Source organism: Seonamhaeicola sp. MEBiC01930 (assembly GCF_045277075.1).
In the GTDB taxonomy this organism is placed as follows: Bacteria; Bacteroidota; Bacteroidia; order Flavobacteriales; family Flavobacteriaceae; genus Seonamhaeicola.
The window spans coordinates 2686465-2701620 of sequence record NZ_CP104270.1 but is presented as its reverse complement, the minus strand read 5'-3'; the positions used below and the strand labels follow the sequence as shown (position 1 = coordinate 2701620).

Here is a 15156-nt window from a genome sequence, read left to right as displayed (position 1 = left end):
ATTAAAAACATGGAACAGCAAAATCAACAAAGCAACAAATTTGGTCACTGGCTAAAAACATCAATTACAGCTAGAATGCTAATGATAGGTTTTCTAACATTAGTACTATTAATTCCGTTATTCTTTATTCAAGAATTAATTAGAGAACGGTCTCACAGGCAAACCGAAGCCATTGAAGAAATAAATAATCAATGGGGAAAACAAGTATTAATTTATGGGCCTATTTTAAAAGTACCCTATAGAGTTTTTAAAGAAAAAACAGTAACCGATAAGAAAACTAAAAAGTCATATGTTGAATTAATTAAGGAAATTCGAATAGCCTATTTCTTTCCAGAAAACATTAACATAAATTCTAATATTAACCCAGAAACCAAAAATCGAGGTATTTATACTACAGCAGTTTACAATAGTGACATTAAAATGTCTGGAACATTTGTAAAACCAGACTTTAGTGAAATTGAAGTAGATGATAAAAACATTTTATGGGATAAAGCTAAAATCATTATAAAATCATCAAACGTAAAAGGGGTTAACACAGCAAACCTTAAACTGGACGATAGTAGTTTTAATTTAACTTCAAAATACAACGCATCACAAAAAAACTATGGGTACAACCATATGGCACTGCATACATTAGAAACCAAAAACATACTTTTAAATCCCCAAACTACAAAACCATTAACTTTCAATATAGACTTTAATATTAAGGGAAGCGAACAAATAAGGTTTATTCCCATAGGCAAAACAACAGAAGCCAATATTACCTCCAACTGGAAAGACGCTAACTTTTTTGGTGAATTTCTTCCCTACAACGGCGATAAAATACATGAAAATGGATTTGATGCCAAATGGAAAATATTGGATATAAACCGTCCCTTTTCCCAGCAGCATTTTAAAAGCTTACCAGACTTGAATGAATTTGCATTTGGAGTAAACTTTATGATTCCAGTTGATGAATACCAAAAAAGTGAGCGCTCATCAAAATACGGTTTTCTAGTTATCGGTCTCACTTTTCTAATCTTCTTTTTAATTCAAACCTTAAGTAAAATTCACATTCATCCATTTCAGTATTTAATGATTGGTTTAGCTCTAACCATGTTTTACACCTTATTGGTTTCCATATCAGAGCACAGTAACTTTTTAAAAGCCTATTTAATTGCCGGCAGTTCAGTTATTGCCCTTATCACAGTATATTCTAAAACCATACTTAAAAAGCTAAAGTTTCCTGTATTCATTGGGCTTTCATTAACAGCCTTATACACCTTTATTTATGTTATCATTCAATTAGAAAATTATGCCTTATTAGTTGGTAGCTTAGGTCTGTTTTTAATCTTAGCAATAGTCATGTTCGCCTCAAGAAAAATAGATTGGAACAACGGATGATTTTTTTGGTTAGTGTTTTGCGTAGGGTGTTACCCCGCGTGAGCGGGGTCGCGCTTTACACTAAATCTTTTTCTCAAATCTCAAAAAAGGATATCTCTTCAATCGCTATCGCAATAAGCCTCGTATGAAAAATTTAATAACAACAAGTAAAGCCATTACAGTTTTAAGTTTTATTATTGGAACAATTCTTTTTGTTCTTCAATTGTATTTAAGAAACTCTGTCAACCTAATATTTATCGGAGTTATATTTATTGTTATTTCAACTATTGTAAATTTTATATCTCTAATCGCTTTAATTATTTCTTTACTGGGAAAAGCTCAACTAAAATTCGAAATAGCAAATACGATTGGTTTAGTGTTGTTGAATATTCCCGTAACAATCATCTACTTCTTAATATTAACAAATCACCTATTATGAATCTCCAAATTAATAGAACATACTTATTACTGTTCTTACTTCTTTTTTCAATAGAAGCCTTAATAGCCATATTTGTCCCAACTGGTTTTATACGTTATACACTTGGCGATTATCTAGTAGTAATCCTGATTTATTGTTTTGCAAAAATTTTCATAAAAGGGCATTCTAATATCATCGCTATTAGCACTTTAATTTTTTCGTTTTCAATAGAGTTTTTGCAGCTATCCGGAATTTTAGATAAGCTAAACCAACAATTATGCTATAAAATTAATTTTAGGCAGCACTTTTCAGTTGTGAGATTTAGTAGCTTATGTATTAGGCACTTTAACAATAGTAATAATAGAACATATTAGATATGAACAACATAAAACATCTCCTTTTTAGTCAATTTAAAACTTTTGCACTTTTATGTGTTTCTATCATTTTCAGCATTGTGCTGTTAATGATTAGAATAAAGTTAACACATTCCTTTTTTTACCTGTTTTTGGTTTGGAATTTGTTTCTAGCGGTCATACCCTTTGCTATCACAACCTATTTAGTAAGTCTCCCCAAACTCAGTAAATTTGGGTTACTCATTTGGTTTGGTGTATGGCTGCTTTTTTTGCCAAATGCACCTTACATTATAACCGACCTACTACACTTAAAAATAAGTAACACACATCTATTATGGTTAGATATATTGGTGGTTAGTTCTTTTGCTTTTACAGGGCTAATGCTATTATACTTATCCTTATTAGATATGAAATCCATTTTGCAAGAAAGGATTAAAGACAAATATGTAAAGCCTCTTATAATTGTCATATTATTTCTCTGTGGGTTTGGAGTATATCTAGGTAGGTTTTTGCGTTATAACTCTTGGGAAATTGTTCAAAGTCCAATTTTTCTTTTTAATGATATTTTCGACATAATATTCCATCCAAACCTGCATATTGAAGCTTGGTTGTTTACCCTATTGTTTGGCTCGTTTTTAATAGTTGGTTATTATGGTTTTAAAATTATTACCATAGAAAAATAAAAGCCACCAAAATAAATTTTGGCGGCTTCAACGATTTTTTACAAATAACTAATTATTTATTCAAATAATTCATTATACCAGTATAATCACCATAACCTTGGGTATATATAATTTTTCCGTTCTCATCAAAATCTAACGAATTATAAACTTTAATAACACCGGATTTTGCTTCAGTGGAATCTGTAGCGGGTAAAGTAACCTCCCAAGCACCATAATACCTTACCGACCCGTCAGGTAATTTTGTATCGGCATTTACTCCTGGCAGAAGTACCGGTGGTTTTCCTAAAAATTTAAAATCATACCTTGCTAAAAAAGCTTTGTCATTAGCTTTTGATTCTTCACTCTGAATCAAGACAGTATCTACTTCTGCACCAAAAAAAGTATTTAAACCTACAGCATCATCAGCAAAAATGGAATAATCTAGTGTTTCATTTTCCCAATCGGAAATTGATTGTAATACAACTTTAGAATTTTTAGCAAATAATTCGTTAGCTGAATTATCTGGTTCCGCTTTACAACTTACAAGTAATAAAACAATGAGCACGTTTAAATAAATAATTTTCATAAATAATTGATTATTGGTTAATTAGTCTAAATATAACCTAATTATTTGAATTTATATATTTTATGAAGCACTCTCTAAAAAGTAATCGCAGGAATACATTATTCATCATCCATTATTTTAGGAACATTTTTTGTTATATACATGCTGTATTTGAAATGAATTTGAAAGTTTTTGATACCTTTGCCCTCTGCGTTAAGGATTGAAGCATTTGTAGGAGCTCTTTGCAAAAAGCGACTGCTGAAAGCCTGACCCGTTAGGGTAACGCAAAAATTACTTTTTAATGGGGTCGACTGGTTTTGACAGCGAGATTAATTAAACGGTAAGCACGTCGTGTAATGGCATTGAAACACGTAAAAGGCTAGACCAAATTTTAAACGGCGAGAATAACTACGCTTTAGCTGCATAATTCGAATTATAGTAGAATTAGCCTAGGTACACAAGGTGTACAAGCTTTATGTCTCCGGAAAGCCTTGATTGACGGCGTTCCATTTTGAGGCATCGTAAATGTCAATATAGATTGGGTAGTGCTTTGTTGCCCTTTCGAAACTAAAAAAGATAAGTTATAAGTAGGTTGTCTTTAACCAGCTTATAATCGAAAACCCAAGAAAAGAATAAGCGTGTAGAAAGCTCTTTGGTAACTTGTTTGGACGAGAGTTCGATTCTCTCCGACTCCACAGAAAAACCCAGTAAGTATTGTATTTACTGGGTTTTTAATTTTAAGGTGTCAGTTTAGGTGTAAGTATTAGAGTTACTACTCTTGTGATTTTTCTTTTTCATCAACTAATGCAAAATCTAAATTATTAGAGTATTCTATGGAAAGTAAAAGATACTTTTTTCCAAAGCTATGTTTATGATACCAAACCCTCATAAACATAAAAGCATACAAAAGCAATGGTGTTGTCAGAACAATTAAATAATAAATGGAAATATAGTTGTATAGTTGATATACAATAACAGGAATTATACTAATCAACAGCACACCAACATAAATCAAACCTGCTAAGAAATTCTGTTTAGTCAAAGACCAAAAATCTTTTAACAAATCTCTAAAAGTTTTACTTCTATATTTAGCTAATTTTAAAACCCTATAAGCAATTATTAACACATAAAGTAATGCAGGAGTTAGAGCTATTCCAATAATTTTAAGAATGTCATTTGCAAACAAATACAAAAACACACTATCACATGACAATATTGAAAACACTGAAAATACAATTAAAATTTCAAAAAGTTTAACATCTAGTTTATTAATAAGAATTCTATCGGATAGGGTACAATAAAATATAATAAATGAATATGATGCAACCAAACATGATAGTCTAAAGAAAAAACTACAATATAAATCAGGTTTATCAGAACTTATTTGAAAACCTGCTAATAACAAATAAGCAACACATAACAAGGACAACATAAATGATATTGGTCTGAGGAGCTCAAAAAAACATTGGTAATTATTCTCCTTCTCATCTAAGGTATCTGTTGCAACCTGTACTTTTTTCTGCATCCGAGTTAACTGCTTATGAAATTCAGGATTATCTTCGGACTCCGTTAATTGAACTCTTAATCGATGAAGTAAATCATCTAGTTTATTTGTCGAATGATTCTTTTTAAATAGGCTAACACGGATTATACGCCTGAAGTACTTTACGGCCGCAAAACCAAGGTTAATACCGACTAATATTTCAAAATAAGAATTAAAGTCACTTAATTGCATGTAAACTACTGTGTATATTCCATGCAGTAGCTTTCATAATTTGTATGAAAAGCATCAAAAAGAGTAGACGCCATTAATTCGTCATTGAACGATCCCATGGCCTTCCTGGTTTTATTCTCTTTAGAATTATTCTCAAAGGTTTCAAGTCTAAATTTGTTAGTATCACCAACCGCAAAGTTCACTTTCTCTCCAAAAATTTCTTTCATTGAAGCCTTAAACTCTGGTTTTGCTAATTTCAACTCAACTTGTTCAGGGAATAATTCAGTAAGAATAAAAAGAAACTCACGGAAAGCCAGGTCATCATTAGCGTCTTTATCGCTAATAACAATTTTAATATTCCCTCCTCTACTGATAAAATTAATTACCGCATTTCTAAAAGATTCTACTTCATCGTGTTTTACAATATCCCCTTTTAAATCATCATCAAACAAAATAAAACTATTCTTTGAGTATCGTAAGATTTTAGATAAAAGAATAGCAGCATGCTGATGGTCTCTATTTCGGAAAACATCAGTACTTTTAGTTTTAGCTAAATTATCTAAAGCCTCGGAGTATTCTACTAGAGTTTTAAGTTCTTTTTCTTTCATTAATCTTATCTATTCAATTTAAAGGAAAATATTAAATCATGCAAATGTAGTAATTTACTTAATAATACTTTAAGAATTATTTAAAGATATAACTTTTTTAAAGAAAAAAAATATTCTTTGACATTAAATTAACTATTAAATTGTAACTATTCGACCAAAAGAAATTATGAAATCTAACTATCGAATTAACCCAAAAAACTTAATACTTTATGAAAAAGAGGAGTGATTTGATAGCTTAGCCTTGATATTGCGGCATTTCTCACAGGTTCCTTAATCAAAATGCCATTTTTTACCAAACTGAAAACACCAATCATAATAAAATCCTTAGAAAACCCATAAGCAAGTTTAGATAATTCTTCTGCCTCAAAAACAATTGCTGAATTCCTCTTTTCACGGTTCTCTGAAAATGTATTCCGAAATCAATTTAATTAGTAAAATAACAAGCTTATAACAATAAGTACTTATACTTATTATTTCATTAGAAACTCTAAAACCTCCTATATTTAGCTCATGATAGTAGAAACACTTCAACCAATTATCTCAGAGCTTCCAATAAATAAATGAGAAAAGACATTTATTGAAATGGCTTGAAAATGAGGTAAAAGAAAAGCCTCTTAAAAAAGAGGCTAAACTTAAGCTTAGAAATAGTATTATTAAAAAAATCGAAAAGGCTAGGGAGCGAAATAGTCGAAAAAATCGCTAGTTATATTTGAAGGTATAGGAGTAATATTCAAACTCAAATGTCCTGTTTACGCATTTAAACGTCTCATGCTCTTTCACCTCATATTTATCTAACTGGTTCTCTAAGGCTATATTTTCAAGTTCAATTTCTGATAACTTGGTATAAACCGGTAATACTTGAATCTCTTTCTGTTTTGGGAGTTTTATTATTATCATGACGAATTGGTTTAAAATACTGATATTAAATTCTCTACTTTGAAACTTCTAAAAGCTGAGGCCTGTAAATCCCAATAATGAAACACCTTATTGTTTGTTTTTCCAGTACCTTTTACAAACTGTTTAACGTCTCTTAATGTTCCTAACGCTCTTCTTAAGCTGCCATCCTTCTTTTCATAGGTAAAATGAACCTCATCGTTATTTCTCATCTCTTTGGCTAATCTGTATAAGACCCAGGCCTTACTTAGACACACAGAGAAAGCTTTCCCTGTGCTATTCATAATTTCATACGCTCTTTTGAATACTTTTGATCTAAATGTTGTCTTCATAATATATTGATTTATACGGTTGTTCCCCAAGATTTTAATTGATTGTAAATACCTTCATTCATTTGTCTTTCTGTCATTGTTTGAAGGACATTACTAGGCTCCTTATCCATTATGGTAAAAGCGTTTCCAAAATGATTACTAACCACGCAGTAAGAATCTTTAGAGAGAATAGTTAATAGATAAGTTCCAAGGTCATTAAGTGTTTTAAACCATACTTTCTCACCCTTATAAGACACGTTAGTTGAACAACCTCTTAACTTCTCCTTATTGTCTCTTAAATACTGTTTGAATTCTTTTGTCTTCATTTTATTACGTTTTAACGTTATAATTATATTCCAAATATAACACATAATGTAATATAATGCAAATATTCGTGATGTTTTAACGTTATTTATTTTATATTTTATAACTTTATGACGTAATAAATAATATAAAATGCTAATAATTAAGGAAATAATAAAGAAAAAAGGTTTTACGGTAACGTCTTTTGCGGATAAGATTGGAATGACTCAGGTATCCTTAAGTAGAATCATCAATGGGAATCCAACTGTTGATACATTAGAGAAGATAGCTAAGGCTCTAGAGGTTGAGGTTCGTGATTTATTCTCAGGTAAGAACCCGGAGGAAAACGATTTGTTTATAATGAAAGATGGGAAACCAGTTTCAATTGGGAAGATTGACATAAGTAAATTAAAATCATAATGTTTTGGAACATACTTTGGAATCAATAAACAACCTACTGGAATCAGGTAAATATCAAATAATAGAATCTAAGACCCTTAATCAATTAATAAGCTTAACAAGACAAGATATCCAAAAGAAAATATGTGGAGCAAAAGACGCCAGGTTTATCTTAGATATGAGTCAGAATGTATTCTATGAGCATATAAAAAAGCCCGAGTGTTTGATAAAACCTAGTAGTCTAAAAGGTAAATACGTGCTTTCTAGTGTGTATGATGAAGCCGAACGATTGAATAAATACTAGACACCTTAGCTTACTTGTTCAATATAATTCTGAGGAAAAGAAACCGAATCTTCGAAATTAACAACCTTGTCTCTAAGTGTATCATCATTCGTTATTATTCTGCTTAAAGCATATAACAGTGTCCTATATGCCTTATATGCCTTATCTAATGAAAGGTCTCCTCTTTTGAGTAAATGAATTTCTTCACATGCTGTGGAGTTGACTATCTTCGATAATAACGTTTTATCAGTCTGATCTAATGAGTGACCCATAACAACAACGTCGTAGCTTCTTAGTCTGATTAATTCATTTTTAAAATAATCAATGTAATTTCTATTATCTAAATAATCGAACGTTTTGAAATTCTCTAGAAATTCATCCAACCCTAGATTTTTCATTTCTTGATAATGATGGTCATGATCATTACCGTACCCGAAGATTATCTTATCCTTTAAAGAACCATGAATATTCAGAGATAAGTGTGCCGAATGAGAAGTAAACAATTCATCCAAGTATGATTTCATTGTACTGGTGTAGTTGAAATTTATAATATGAAATTTTCTTTTTAATAAACCTGAGGATCTGAAAAACTCTTTAATTTCATCATTTGTTTTTATTTCTAGAGAAGACAAATATGTTTTCAAGGCCTCTTTAATTTGATTAAGTTCATTGTTTAATCTGGTTAAAGCCTTTTTTTGCATATGTATCCTTTCTTTTTGCTTTTCATGAGTTAGTGCTGGGTTTAAAATATCATTCTTAATTCTAACTAACTCTTCAAAAAATGCATTTTCAATATCAAACCAATTGATATAACTGTCATTATAAAGTTTTGCCAAAAATCTATTATTGATAACCGAACCTATTAATGAAGGATTTCCATTTAAAAAACTAATAATATTGTCCTGTCTTTTGTCCTCGATGTCTTTGCAAAGCACACTAAGAGCACGATGGTTAACATTTCTACGAAGTTCAGGACCGTTCCATCTATAGGCGTCTAGAAAATCAATAAAAGATGGGGAAACGATAGAACCGAAATCATTATTGATTAATGAATGTGCTATAACCTTAAGATAATTTTGAGCAAAATCATTGTAAGAAGTTGGCATTCCATGGGCAAGATCGAAACCGTTGCCTATTATAAGAATTGTATCTCTTTTGATCATTTAAACTATTTTATATTGAGGCCGCCAAACCGCCTAACCCGAATACAAACGCAAAAAGAAAAAAAATAATTGGTATGGCTATCAGCCACCAAACTAGTTTTGAAGTATTGCTTCTATTTTGTTCAAGTTTTTCAAAAATACACTTCTGGGTGAAGAGGATTTCTTTGAGAGTCTCACTATCGTCAAGCTCCCCATAGGTTTTAACAAAATTGATTCGTTGCTGAGTCCATTTTGGTTTGATCTCTTTAGTCATAATTTATATTATTTAAGGTTAATAGGACAATATGCCAACTAAAGTAAGTATAATATGACAAAAAAACAATGGTTTCCAATAAGTTATAATAATGGATTGGAAGAATATTTATCCAATAACACACCTGTCTTAAAACTCCTTAATTCGGTTATAACATTATTTTCTCCATCATAGACGACCTCAACAAAGAATTTGTCAATTGCATAGCATGAACATCTTTCTTTGTCTGTGATATGATGGTCTAAGAAAGTGCCATTTTTCCAAACTACCTTTTGCTGTTCTTCTAAAGTGAGCGAATTGAACTCGTATAAGGTCATTTTCTAATCTTTGAATACGCTGTAACCTATACCAAAACCTACCCAAGGCTGCTTATCAAAATACCATTTTCTCCCTTCTGAATGGAAAGGTATATCGAGGCCTAGACCAACAAAAAAACCAAATTTATTTAAGTAAAATCCGTAAGCAACCCCAGGACTTATTGCAAGAGTATTAAAATCTGCAGACTCTGTCCTTGATGAGTTTTTATCGTTAATTGTAACCCTTGATAGACCTAACAAGAAGTTCATTGAATGTGACCGAACCATTTCTATTTTTCCCTTGGAATTGTAACCATGGTAACCCCATTGACGGGAAGCAAAAAGAGATATGTTAGCATCGGTAAAGACATTATTTCCCTTGGTACTATCCCTTTCCTTTGAAAAAGCATAGACCTTAAAAGGTAATGTTAGAGCTCCAAATCCCCATGATTTGTTTTTCAAGTTCACAAGTTCATTTGATTTCACCTTTATACCTATTTTCCTCTTCTTATATTCTTCATCAAGTCCATTTAGATAGGATTTCATTCTTTTAACTTTAATATCTTCAAATGGTAGAATTCTATATTTAAACGGCTCAAAATTTAAATATCCGTTTTCGAATTTTATAGCTCCCTTAATGCTTGAAAAACCTCCAGGGCATGGGAATTTATGGTCTATTTCGTTTGTCAAATTAATTATCCTTTCCCAAAGATTATATCTATCGTTTTTAAATTCATTGTTAACCCTTTTGCTAGAAAAAGTTCTCTCTAGTTCTTTTCTATATGTTTTCTGGAGTCTAAAATCAAGACTTTTATAAATATTCCACATTTTAATTAAACTGTCCATTTTTTCCTTAACCTCTACAACCAAAGGATTGTCCAATTCATATCCATTCGAAACCTGAAAACATTTGGCCCTGAAATGCATTTCTGATTTCAGCACTTTATTTATTTCGTGAACTGAAGTAGTGTCTCCTACTGCATCGACTTGTTTAAATTTTAATTTGAGGTTTTCTTTTTCAACCAAAGACATCAATGGATTTTTCCAGGATATGGGATTGACAACATATTTCTCAGTAATGATTTCTTGTGAATGAATGCACCCTGTTCCCAATAAAACGAAAATTAATAATAATAGAATTCTTTTCATGTTCATATAATTATAAGGTTTATACTAATTAATTGAAAACTATTAATGCGAGAGAATAATTAGGGATAATTACACTAATATATGTAAAATACTACACATTGCAAACATTTTGAAGGTTAATTGATGTAGTCCATAACCAATTGACCCGTAAAATAGATGAGATATAATATTAAAATTAATAGAATAACCATCAAACCTGTTTTTAAGGATTCCTTTAACCAATGAAACTGGTCAAACTGTTTGAATTCTTTCTTCTGGTAATCATGATAACCGTATCCTTTTTTCTTTTTGAAGATCCCCATTAAAAAGACGTATTTCTATCAACTGGTCCAGCAATGTATGACATATTAGCATTAATTCCTTTTTTGTAAAAACTCTATCTTAAGCATGCGACTTAAATTCATTACTTTCTTTTCTTAAGAAAATTGAGTAATACATACTTAAAAAGATTACAATATTTTCTAAAATTAATAATTACTCAGAAAAACTAAGCATTTCCTTTAGTAAATCTTCAGGTTTAATATTACCGGTTAATTCAGTTAATTTCTTGTTTTGCTTAAATATGATTAAATCAAACCTAGTATATTCTGGAGTGTTTTTGTAACCATTTCTAATCTGTTCGATACCTTGAATTACCCCCTCTATATGGATAATGTTCATCATCCTACCAAATTGATAATTATCAAGTTTAGGCTGTCCATATTCTTTTGAAATAATTGAAAAGTACTTGGTGTATTTCATAACATAAAATTACAGGAAATTTTTTGAGTCGAATGCTACAAATTTTAGCTTTTACACAATTTTGCAAAAACATTAATACTAAAGAAGAGACTAATAAATTAATCTCTTCTTTTAATATTTTATGGGTTAAACAATCAGTTACTTGCCCTTTCCGGCAATGATAATCGCTAAGATTAACAATAAATGGATTAAAAAAATATACTCCATGAGGATGTTTTTTTTAAATTAATAATTTAGCTAAAATCTAGACCCTGATCGCCTAATACAGGGTCTAGATTGTTGTTCTTTTTAGATTTGAATTACTTTCTTCATCCAATCTATGGTTTCTTTATTTACCAGCGCCGACTAGCAGCCCAGATAATCAAAAGAACCAGTCCTAAGTGCAACAGTGTTAGAAAAGTTTCCATATTATTAATGTTAAATAAGTTCGAATCGCCTTACGAGCTTATTTGTAATATTAGTAGCAATACGCTGTATAATTGTTACAAAAAGTTTTGAAAGTTGAGTAACCAAAATTCAATCTGTAAGTATTTACACATGTGTATTGTTAAGAAAAAGAGTATTTAGACGATTGTATTACTCCGTTAAACAGAAAAAACGTATATTTATGGAACAAAATAAAAAGTTGTGAGTCAAACATGAAAGGAAAATAAAGATTAACCTTTAACGATAAAACTTGGCATGATTTAGTTGAATCTTATCCTAAGTGCAACAGATTTAGTACAGAATCAATCTAGAAACACAAAATGTTCAAGTACCAAAGCCAGAATCGCCTTTCTGGCTTTTTTGGTTTAATAAACTGATAGACAACCAAATAGATAAGGCTTCTAAAACAAAAAGTTTAACCAATTTCTCTGTTGCAAATGATTTCCTTCACTTCCGGAAAGTTTTGATAGATGATTTTCAGTTTTTAACATGATTTCTGTAAAATAGTACCGAATTCACTATAAGGAATGCACAAAATAAAAATTCCAAGGCGTTTTATTCCAGGGAATATAAATTGTAACTAAGCATTAAAAAGAAATGAATAATTTCTTTTTAATATATTTATGTAATTTGTTCAAACCACTCTATTAATTCTTCTTTTGAAGTGGCTAGTACATCATTCATAGTTATTTTATTCCATGATAATGGATTATACAATAACAAACCACTTTGGTCCATTAAGTGAATATTTTCATTATCTATTTTATAAGTTATTTTTTGTAACCTATACTCATTATTTATAACCACATATCCGCTACCTGAGTAAATAATATTTATAAGTGATGGGTTATATTTTTCCTCTCCTATAATATTTAACTCTCCTAAGTTTCCTGTATTCTGAAAAGTCATTTCCTGAGGGTATATTTTAATAACATGCCCTTTAGCATCATAAGAACGAATATAACCCCTCTGCAACTTCATTTGTTTCTGTAAACCAATAAACGTATTGAAATCTGTTATTATGGTAATATCATGCATATAAGGACTTAGTATTTGCTCTGAAGGTGTGAAATCTTCATTCTCTATAGTCTGAATTCCATCATAACCTAAAGACAACGTTCCATTATTATTATAAAGGGTGTTTTTTATTGCCTTTTTTGAAAACTGATTACAAGTAGAAAGGTATTGATTATAAAACCTAACTACATTTCTTTTAATTGTGTACTTTAAATTAGCAAAATTATCAGAATCTACTATACCATCAATATAGTTAAACCCCTCACTGGACCATGAAATAAACGGAGCTGTAGTCTTAGAAACAATATAAGTAAATTGAGTAGTTCTATCTCCATTATTAGAAGTATCTCCTGTTTGTGCATCTATAATAATATACCTATCTGTAACTTCTATAATCTCATAATGCCCTTCATTTGCATCATCAAGTATTATAAATGGATCACCAACAGCTAACCCTAACAAAATAAAATTAAAACTACCTGTATTTGTTAATTTTAAATACCCTGTTTCTTCATTGTAAGTATGTTGTAAATAATCTGTTTCTGTAAACTCACTATCATTTGTTGCTTCTTTAGTGTCAAGTATAAAAATAGTATCATCATCTTGAGTAGCTGTGTTATCATCTAAATCAAAAGCTTTTCTTCTTTGTTCATCTAAATAAAATGAACATCTAACAAAAGAAATGTTACACTCTTTTGTGTTTTCAACACTGTCGTTCATAACCCTCCATTGAGTCTCTCCATGTGCTATGTCAAATGTATTTTCAACTTCACTTTCTTTTTGTGATTGGTATTTTTTGTATTTGTACTTAAATTGATTTATAGCATATCTAGGATTGAAATACTTTTTATAAGAATCAAATCTTACATCTGTAAAAACACCTATTTCCTCTTTTTGGTAAAAATCTTCATACTTACCAAAAAAAACAGTGCCATCATCTTGTACTTCATAATCTCCATATATTTCAGGAAGCCATTCTTCAATATCTTTTAATGAAATAATAAAAGGTTGGTCTGTTAAATTCCTAAGAAGATTACCGCTAAAAATACGTTGGTTATACATTTCTCCGTTAAGTTCTGCAAATGGAAACGACGTTTCTAATCCAGAAAGAGATTTTACAACCTGAGAAACACCATCTTTTAAGCGTATGGAAGGAGCTATAGTGTTATAGGCTATAGAGGAAGCTGTTACATCTACATTCATTGAATTAACGGTAATAAAAGCCTCAAATTTAGGGTTAACACCTGGTATTGTTTTAGTGCTACTCTGCCTTACTTTTACATCATAATATAACCATACATACTCTCCTCTTGTTAAAAATGGAATTGTAAATGAATAGTCATCTGAATGAGAGTAGGATTGATGCTCTCTTACAAAATCTTTATGGAAAACTTGTTTGGTTGCCGTTTCAAAAACTGGACCATATTTTAAAACTAATTCAAAATCAATATATCCATCACCTCCATTATCAACATCGGTATTCATTTGAAAATCTAACTCAGAAATATCAACCTTTACTTTTCTTAAATTATTTTGAGCTTCAATAATTATAAAGTCATCCCCTAAATCTGAGGTCTTATTTGATAATCCTCCTTGAAAATTCTGGAAAAACGCCAAAGAACCCTCTATGTTGGCGGAAGTTAAGTTTACTAAAGGATTAAAAACATAATATGCACTTGTTCCTTTATCAAACAAACCTTCTGTAACAGCATCTAGTTTTTCATCAAACTCATCAGATACCTCCCATGAAGATGTTTGGGTAACTGGTTTAGCTTTAAGTAAAACATTTATTCCTTTGAGTGGTTCAATCGGATTGTCAAACAAATCTATATCGCTAAACAAATCCACATTGAACTCTTTATTTCTGTAAAGTTTGGTCTTCATTTATCTCTGAATTACATTGCACTTGAAATACTCTAGCATGTCCGTTTTAGAGGTGAAGAAATCTAAATCTCCAATGATATTATTAACACCTTCTTTCTCGATGATTAGTTCAACCTTACTTTCCCATCCAAATGTTTCAAAATAGTAAAGAAGCAAGTCTAATTTATGTTCCCTCATTCTAAAAAAAGTAAATTGATTGTCTTTGTCTCCTCCGAATGAAATATCTCTTGATAATCGCTTGTCATCCTGTTTACTCGTAAATGGAATACTATCAAATCCTATCGGTTCATCAATGATAAATTCCCCTTCGTTATTACTTATAAATTTTAATTTAAAAACTTCGTTTGCCATAATG

18 protein-coding genes and 1 other RNA gene are annotated in these 15156 nt (G+C 30.5%); 6 read left to right on the top strand and 13 right to left on the bottom strand.

Translation table 11 applies throughout. The annotated features are described in order from the left end of the window. Positions 1-9 precede the first annotated feature (9 nt). The 3 genes from creD (at position 10) to N1F78_RS11645 (ending at position 2816) form a co-directional block, all read left to right on the top strand. Positions 10-1383 carry a cell envelope integrity protein CreD gene (creD, locus tag N1F78_RS11655; protein WP_406683339.1) on the top strand — a complete coding sequence of 458 codons (1374 nt, stop codon included), beginning with the start codon at positions 10-12 and terminating at the stop codon, positions 1381-1383. 414 nt (positions 1384-1797) lie between these two features. After that, positions 1798-2154: a DUF2809 domain-containing protein gene (locus tag N1F78_RS11650; protein ID WP_406683338.1), complete on the top strand. Its 357-nt coding sequence runs from the start codon at positions 1798-1800 to the stop codon at positions 2152-2154. 2 nt (positions 2155-2156) lie between these two features. Further along, a complete protein-coding gene (locus N1F78_RS11645; protein ID WP_406683337.1) occupies positions 2157-2816 on the top strand; it encodes a DUF1361 domain-containing protein in 660 nt (219 codons plus the stop codon). Between the two features lie 52 nt (positions 2817-2868). On the opposite strand, the gene N1F78_RS11640 is transcribed toward N1F78_RS11645, so the two are convergent. Next, positions 2869-3381 (bottom strand): hypothetical protein, encoded by a 513-nt coding sequence (locus N1F78_RS11640; protein ID WP_406683336.1) that lies wholly within the window; start codon positions 3379-3381, stop codon positions 2869-2871. A gap of 282 nt (positions 3382-3663) precedes the next feature. Between N1F78_RS11640 and ssrA the strand changes: the two genes are divergently transcribed. Next, positions 3664-4058, top strand: a transfer-messenger RNA (tmRNA) gene (gene ssrA / locus N1F78_RS11635). Between the two features lie 74 nt (positions 4059-4132). On the opposite strand, the gene N1F78_RS11630 is transcribed toward ssrA, so the two are convergent. The 5 genes from N1F78_RS11630 to N1F78_RS11610 form a co-directional block, all read right to left on the bottom strand. Further along, positions 4133-5095, bottom strand: coding sequence for a hypothetical protein (locus N1F78_RS11630; RefSeq protein WP_406683335.1), 963 nt, complete (start codon positions 5093-5095; stop codon positions 4133-4135). 5 nt (positions 5096-5100) lie between these two features. Then, positions 5101-5682, bottom strand: a complete 582-nt coding sequence (locus N1F78_RS11625; protein WP_406683334.1) for a hypothetical protein — start codon at positions 5680-5682, stop codon at positions 5101-5103. A gap of 699 nt (positions 5683-6381) precedes the next feature. Then, positions 6382-6579 carry a hypothetical protein gene (locus N1F78_RS11620; protein ID WP_406683333.1) on the bottom strand — a complete coding sequence of 66 codons (198 nt, stop codon included), beginning with the start codon at positions 6577-6579 and terminating at the stop codon, positions 6382-6384. 11 nt (positions 6580-6590) lie between these two features. Beyond that, entirely contained in the window at positions 6591-6908 is a 318-nt protein-coding gene (locus N1F78_RS11615) for an SH3 beta-barrel fold-containing protein (protein WP_406683332.1), read from the bottom strand. Positions 6909-6919: 11 nt separating this feature from the next. Then, positions 6920-7213 carry a hypothetical protein gene (locus N1F78_RS11610; RefSeq protein ID WP_406683331.1) on the bottom strand — a complete coding sequence of 98 codons (294 nt, stop codon included), beginning with the start codon at positions 7211-7213 and terminating at the stop codon, positions 6920-6922. Between the two features lie 130 nt (positions 7214-7343). Between N1F78_RS11610 and N1F78_RS11605 the strand changes: the two genes are divergently transcribed. After that, positions 7344-7610, top strand: a complete 267-nt coding sequence (locus N1F78_RS11605) for a helix-turn-helix domain-containing protein (RefSeq protein ID WP_406683330.1) — start codon at positions 7344-7346, stop codon at positions 7608-7610. A gap of 4 nt (positions 7611-7614) precedes the next feature. Further along, complete coding sequence (locus N1F78_RS11600) at positions 7615-7893, top strand: hypothetical protein (protein ID WP_406683329.1); 279 nt, start codon at positions 7615-7617, stop codon at positions 7891-7893. A gap of 5 nt (positions 7894-7898) precedes the next feature. On the opposite strand, the gene N1F78_RS11595 is transcribed toward N1F78_RS11600, so the two are convergent. The 7 genes from N1F78_RS11595 to N1F78_RS11565 form a co-directional block, all read right to left on the bottom strand. Next, entirely contained in the window at positions 7899-9035 is a 1137-nt protein-coding gene (locus N1F78_RS11595) for an AbiH family protein (RefSeq protein ID WP_406683328.1), read from the bottom strand. 10 nt (positions 9036-9045) lie between these two features. Beyond that, positions 9046-9288 carry a hypothetical protein gene (locus N1F78_RS11590; protein WP_406683327.1) on the bottom strand — a complete coding sequence of 81 codons (243 nt, stop codon included), beginning with the start codon at positions 9286-9288 and terminating at the stop codon, positions 9046-9048. 83 nt (positions 9289-9371) lie between these two features. Continuing rightward, positions 9372-9605 carry a hypothetical protein gene (locus N1F78_RS11585; RefSeq protein ID WP_406683326.1) on the bottom strand — a complete coding sequence of 78 codons (234 nt, stop codon included), beginning with the start codon at positions 9603-9605 and terminating at the stop codon, positions 9372-9374. Between the two features lie 3 nt (positions 9606-9608). After that, on the bottom strand, positions 9609-10733 hold the full coding sequence (locus tag N1F78_RS11580; RefSeq protein ID WP_406683325.1) for a hypothetical protein: 1125 nt from the start codon (positions 10731-10733) through the stop codon (positions 9609-9611). A gap of 474 nt (positions 10734-11207) precedes the next feature. Then, positions 11208-11474 carry a hypothetical protein gene (locus tag N1F78_RS11575; protein ID WP_406683324.1) on the bottom strand — a complete coding sequence of 89 codons (267 nt, stop codon included), beginning with the start codon at positions 11472-11474 and terminating at the stop codon, positions 11208-11210. 1047 nt (positions 11475-12521) lie between these two features. Next, positions 12522-14801 (bottom strand): hypothetical protein, encoded by a 2280-nt coding sequence (locus N1F78_RS11570; protein ID WP_406683323.1) that lies wholly within the window; start codon positions 14799-14801, stop codon positions 12522-12524. Continuing rightward, positions 14802-15152 carry a hypothetical protein gene (locus N1F78_RS11565; protein WP_406683322.1) on the bottom strand — a complete coding sequence of 117 codons (351 nt, stop codon included), beginning with the start codon at positions 15150-15152 and terminating at the stop codon, positions 14802-14804. It abuts the gene before it with no gap. Between the last annotated feature and the right edge of the window lie 4 nt (positions 15153-15156).

Bases quoted from the DNA above. Each gene is read 5' to 3' on its own strand.
- creD (WP_406683339.1), top strand. From the start codon at position 10: ATGGAACAGCAAAATCAACAAAGCAACAAATTTGGTCACTGGCTAAAA.
- N1F78_RS11650 (WP_406683338.1), top strand. From the start codon at position 1,798: ATGAATCTCCAAATTAATAGAACATACTTATTACTGTTCTTACTTCTT.
- N1F78_RS11645 (WP_406683337.1), top strand. From the start codon at position 2,157: ATGAACAACATAAAACATCTCCTTTTTAGTCAATTTAAAACTTTTGCA.
- N1F78_RS11640 (WP_406683336.1), bottom strand. From the start codon at position 3,381: ATGAAAATTATTTATTTAAACGTGCTCATTGTTTTATTACTTGTAAGT.
- N1F78_RS11630 (WP_406683335.1), bottom strand. From the start codon at position 5,095: ATGCAATTAAGTGACTTTAATTCTTATTTTGAAATATTAGTCGGTATT.
- N1F78_RS11625 (WP_406683334.1), bottom strand. From the start codon at position 5,682: ATGAAAGAAAAAGAACTTAAAACTCTAGTAGAATACTCCGAGGCTTTA.
- N1F78_RS11620 (WP_406683333.1), bottom strand. From the start codon at position 6,579: ATGATAATAATAAAACTCCCAAAACAGAAAGAGATTCAAGTATTACCG.
- N1F78_RS11615 (WP_406683332.1), bottom strand. From the start codon at position 6,908: ATGAAGACAACATTTAGATCAAAAGTATTCAAAAGAGCGTATGAAATT.
- N1F78_RS11610 (WP_406683331.1), bottom strand. From the start codon at position 7,213: ATGAAGACAAAAGAATTCAAACAGTATTTAAGAGACAATAAGGAGAAG.
- N1F78_RS11605 (WP_406683330.1), top strand. From the start codon at position 7,344: ATGCTAATAATTAAGGAAATAATAAAGAAAAAAGGTTTTACGGTAACG.
- N1F78_RS11595 (WP_406683328.1), bottom strand. From the start codon at position 9,035: ATGATCAAAAGAGATACAATTCTTATAATAGGCAACGGTTTCGATCTT.
- N1F78_RS11590 (WP_406683327.1), bottom strand. From the start codon at position 9,288: ATGACTAAAGAGATCAAACCAAAATGGACTCAGCAACGAATCAATTTT.
- N1F78_RS11585 (WP_406683326.1), bottom strand. From the start codon at position 9,605: ATGACCTTATACGAGTTCAATTCGCTCACTTTAGAAGAACAGCAAAAG.
- N1F78_RS11580 (WP_406683325.1), bottom strand. From the start codon at position 10,733: ATGAAAAGAATTCTATTATTATTAATTTTCGTTTTATTGGGAACAGGG.
- N1F78_RS11575 (WP_406683324.1), bottom strand. From the start codon at position 11,474: ATGAAATACACCAAGTACTTTTCAATTATTTCAAAAGAATATGGACAG.
- N1F78_RS11570 (WP_406683323.1), bottom strand. From the start codon at position 14,801: ATGAAGACCAAACTTTACAGAAATAAAGAGTTCAATGTGGATTTGTTT.
- N1F78_RS11565 (WP_406683322.1), bottom strand. From the start codon at position 15,152: ATGGCAAACGAAGTTTTTAAATTAAAATTTATAAGTAATAACGAAGGG.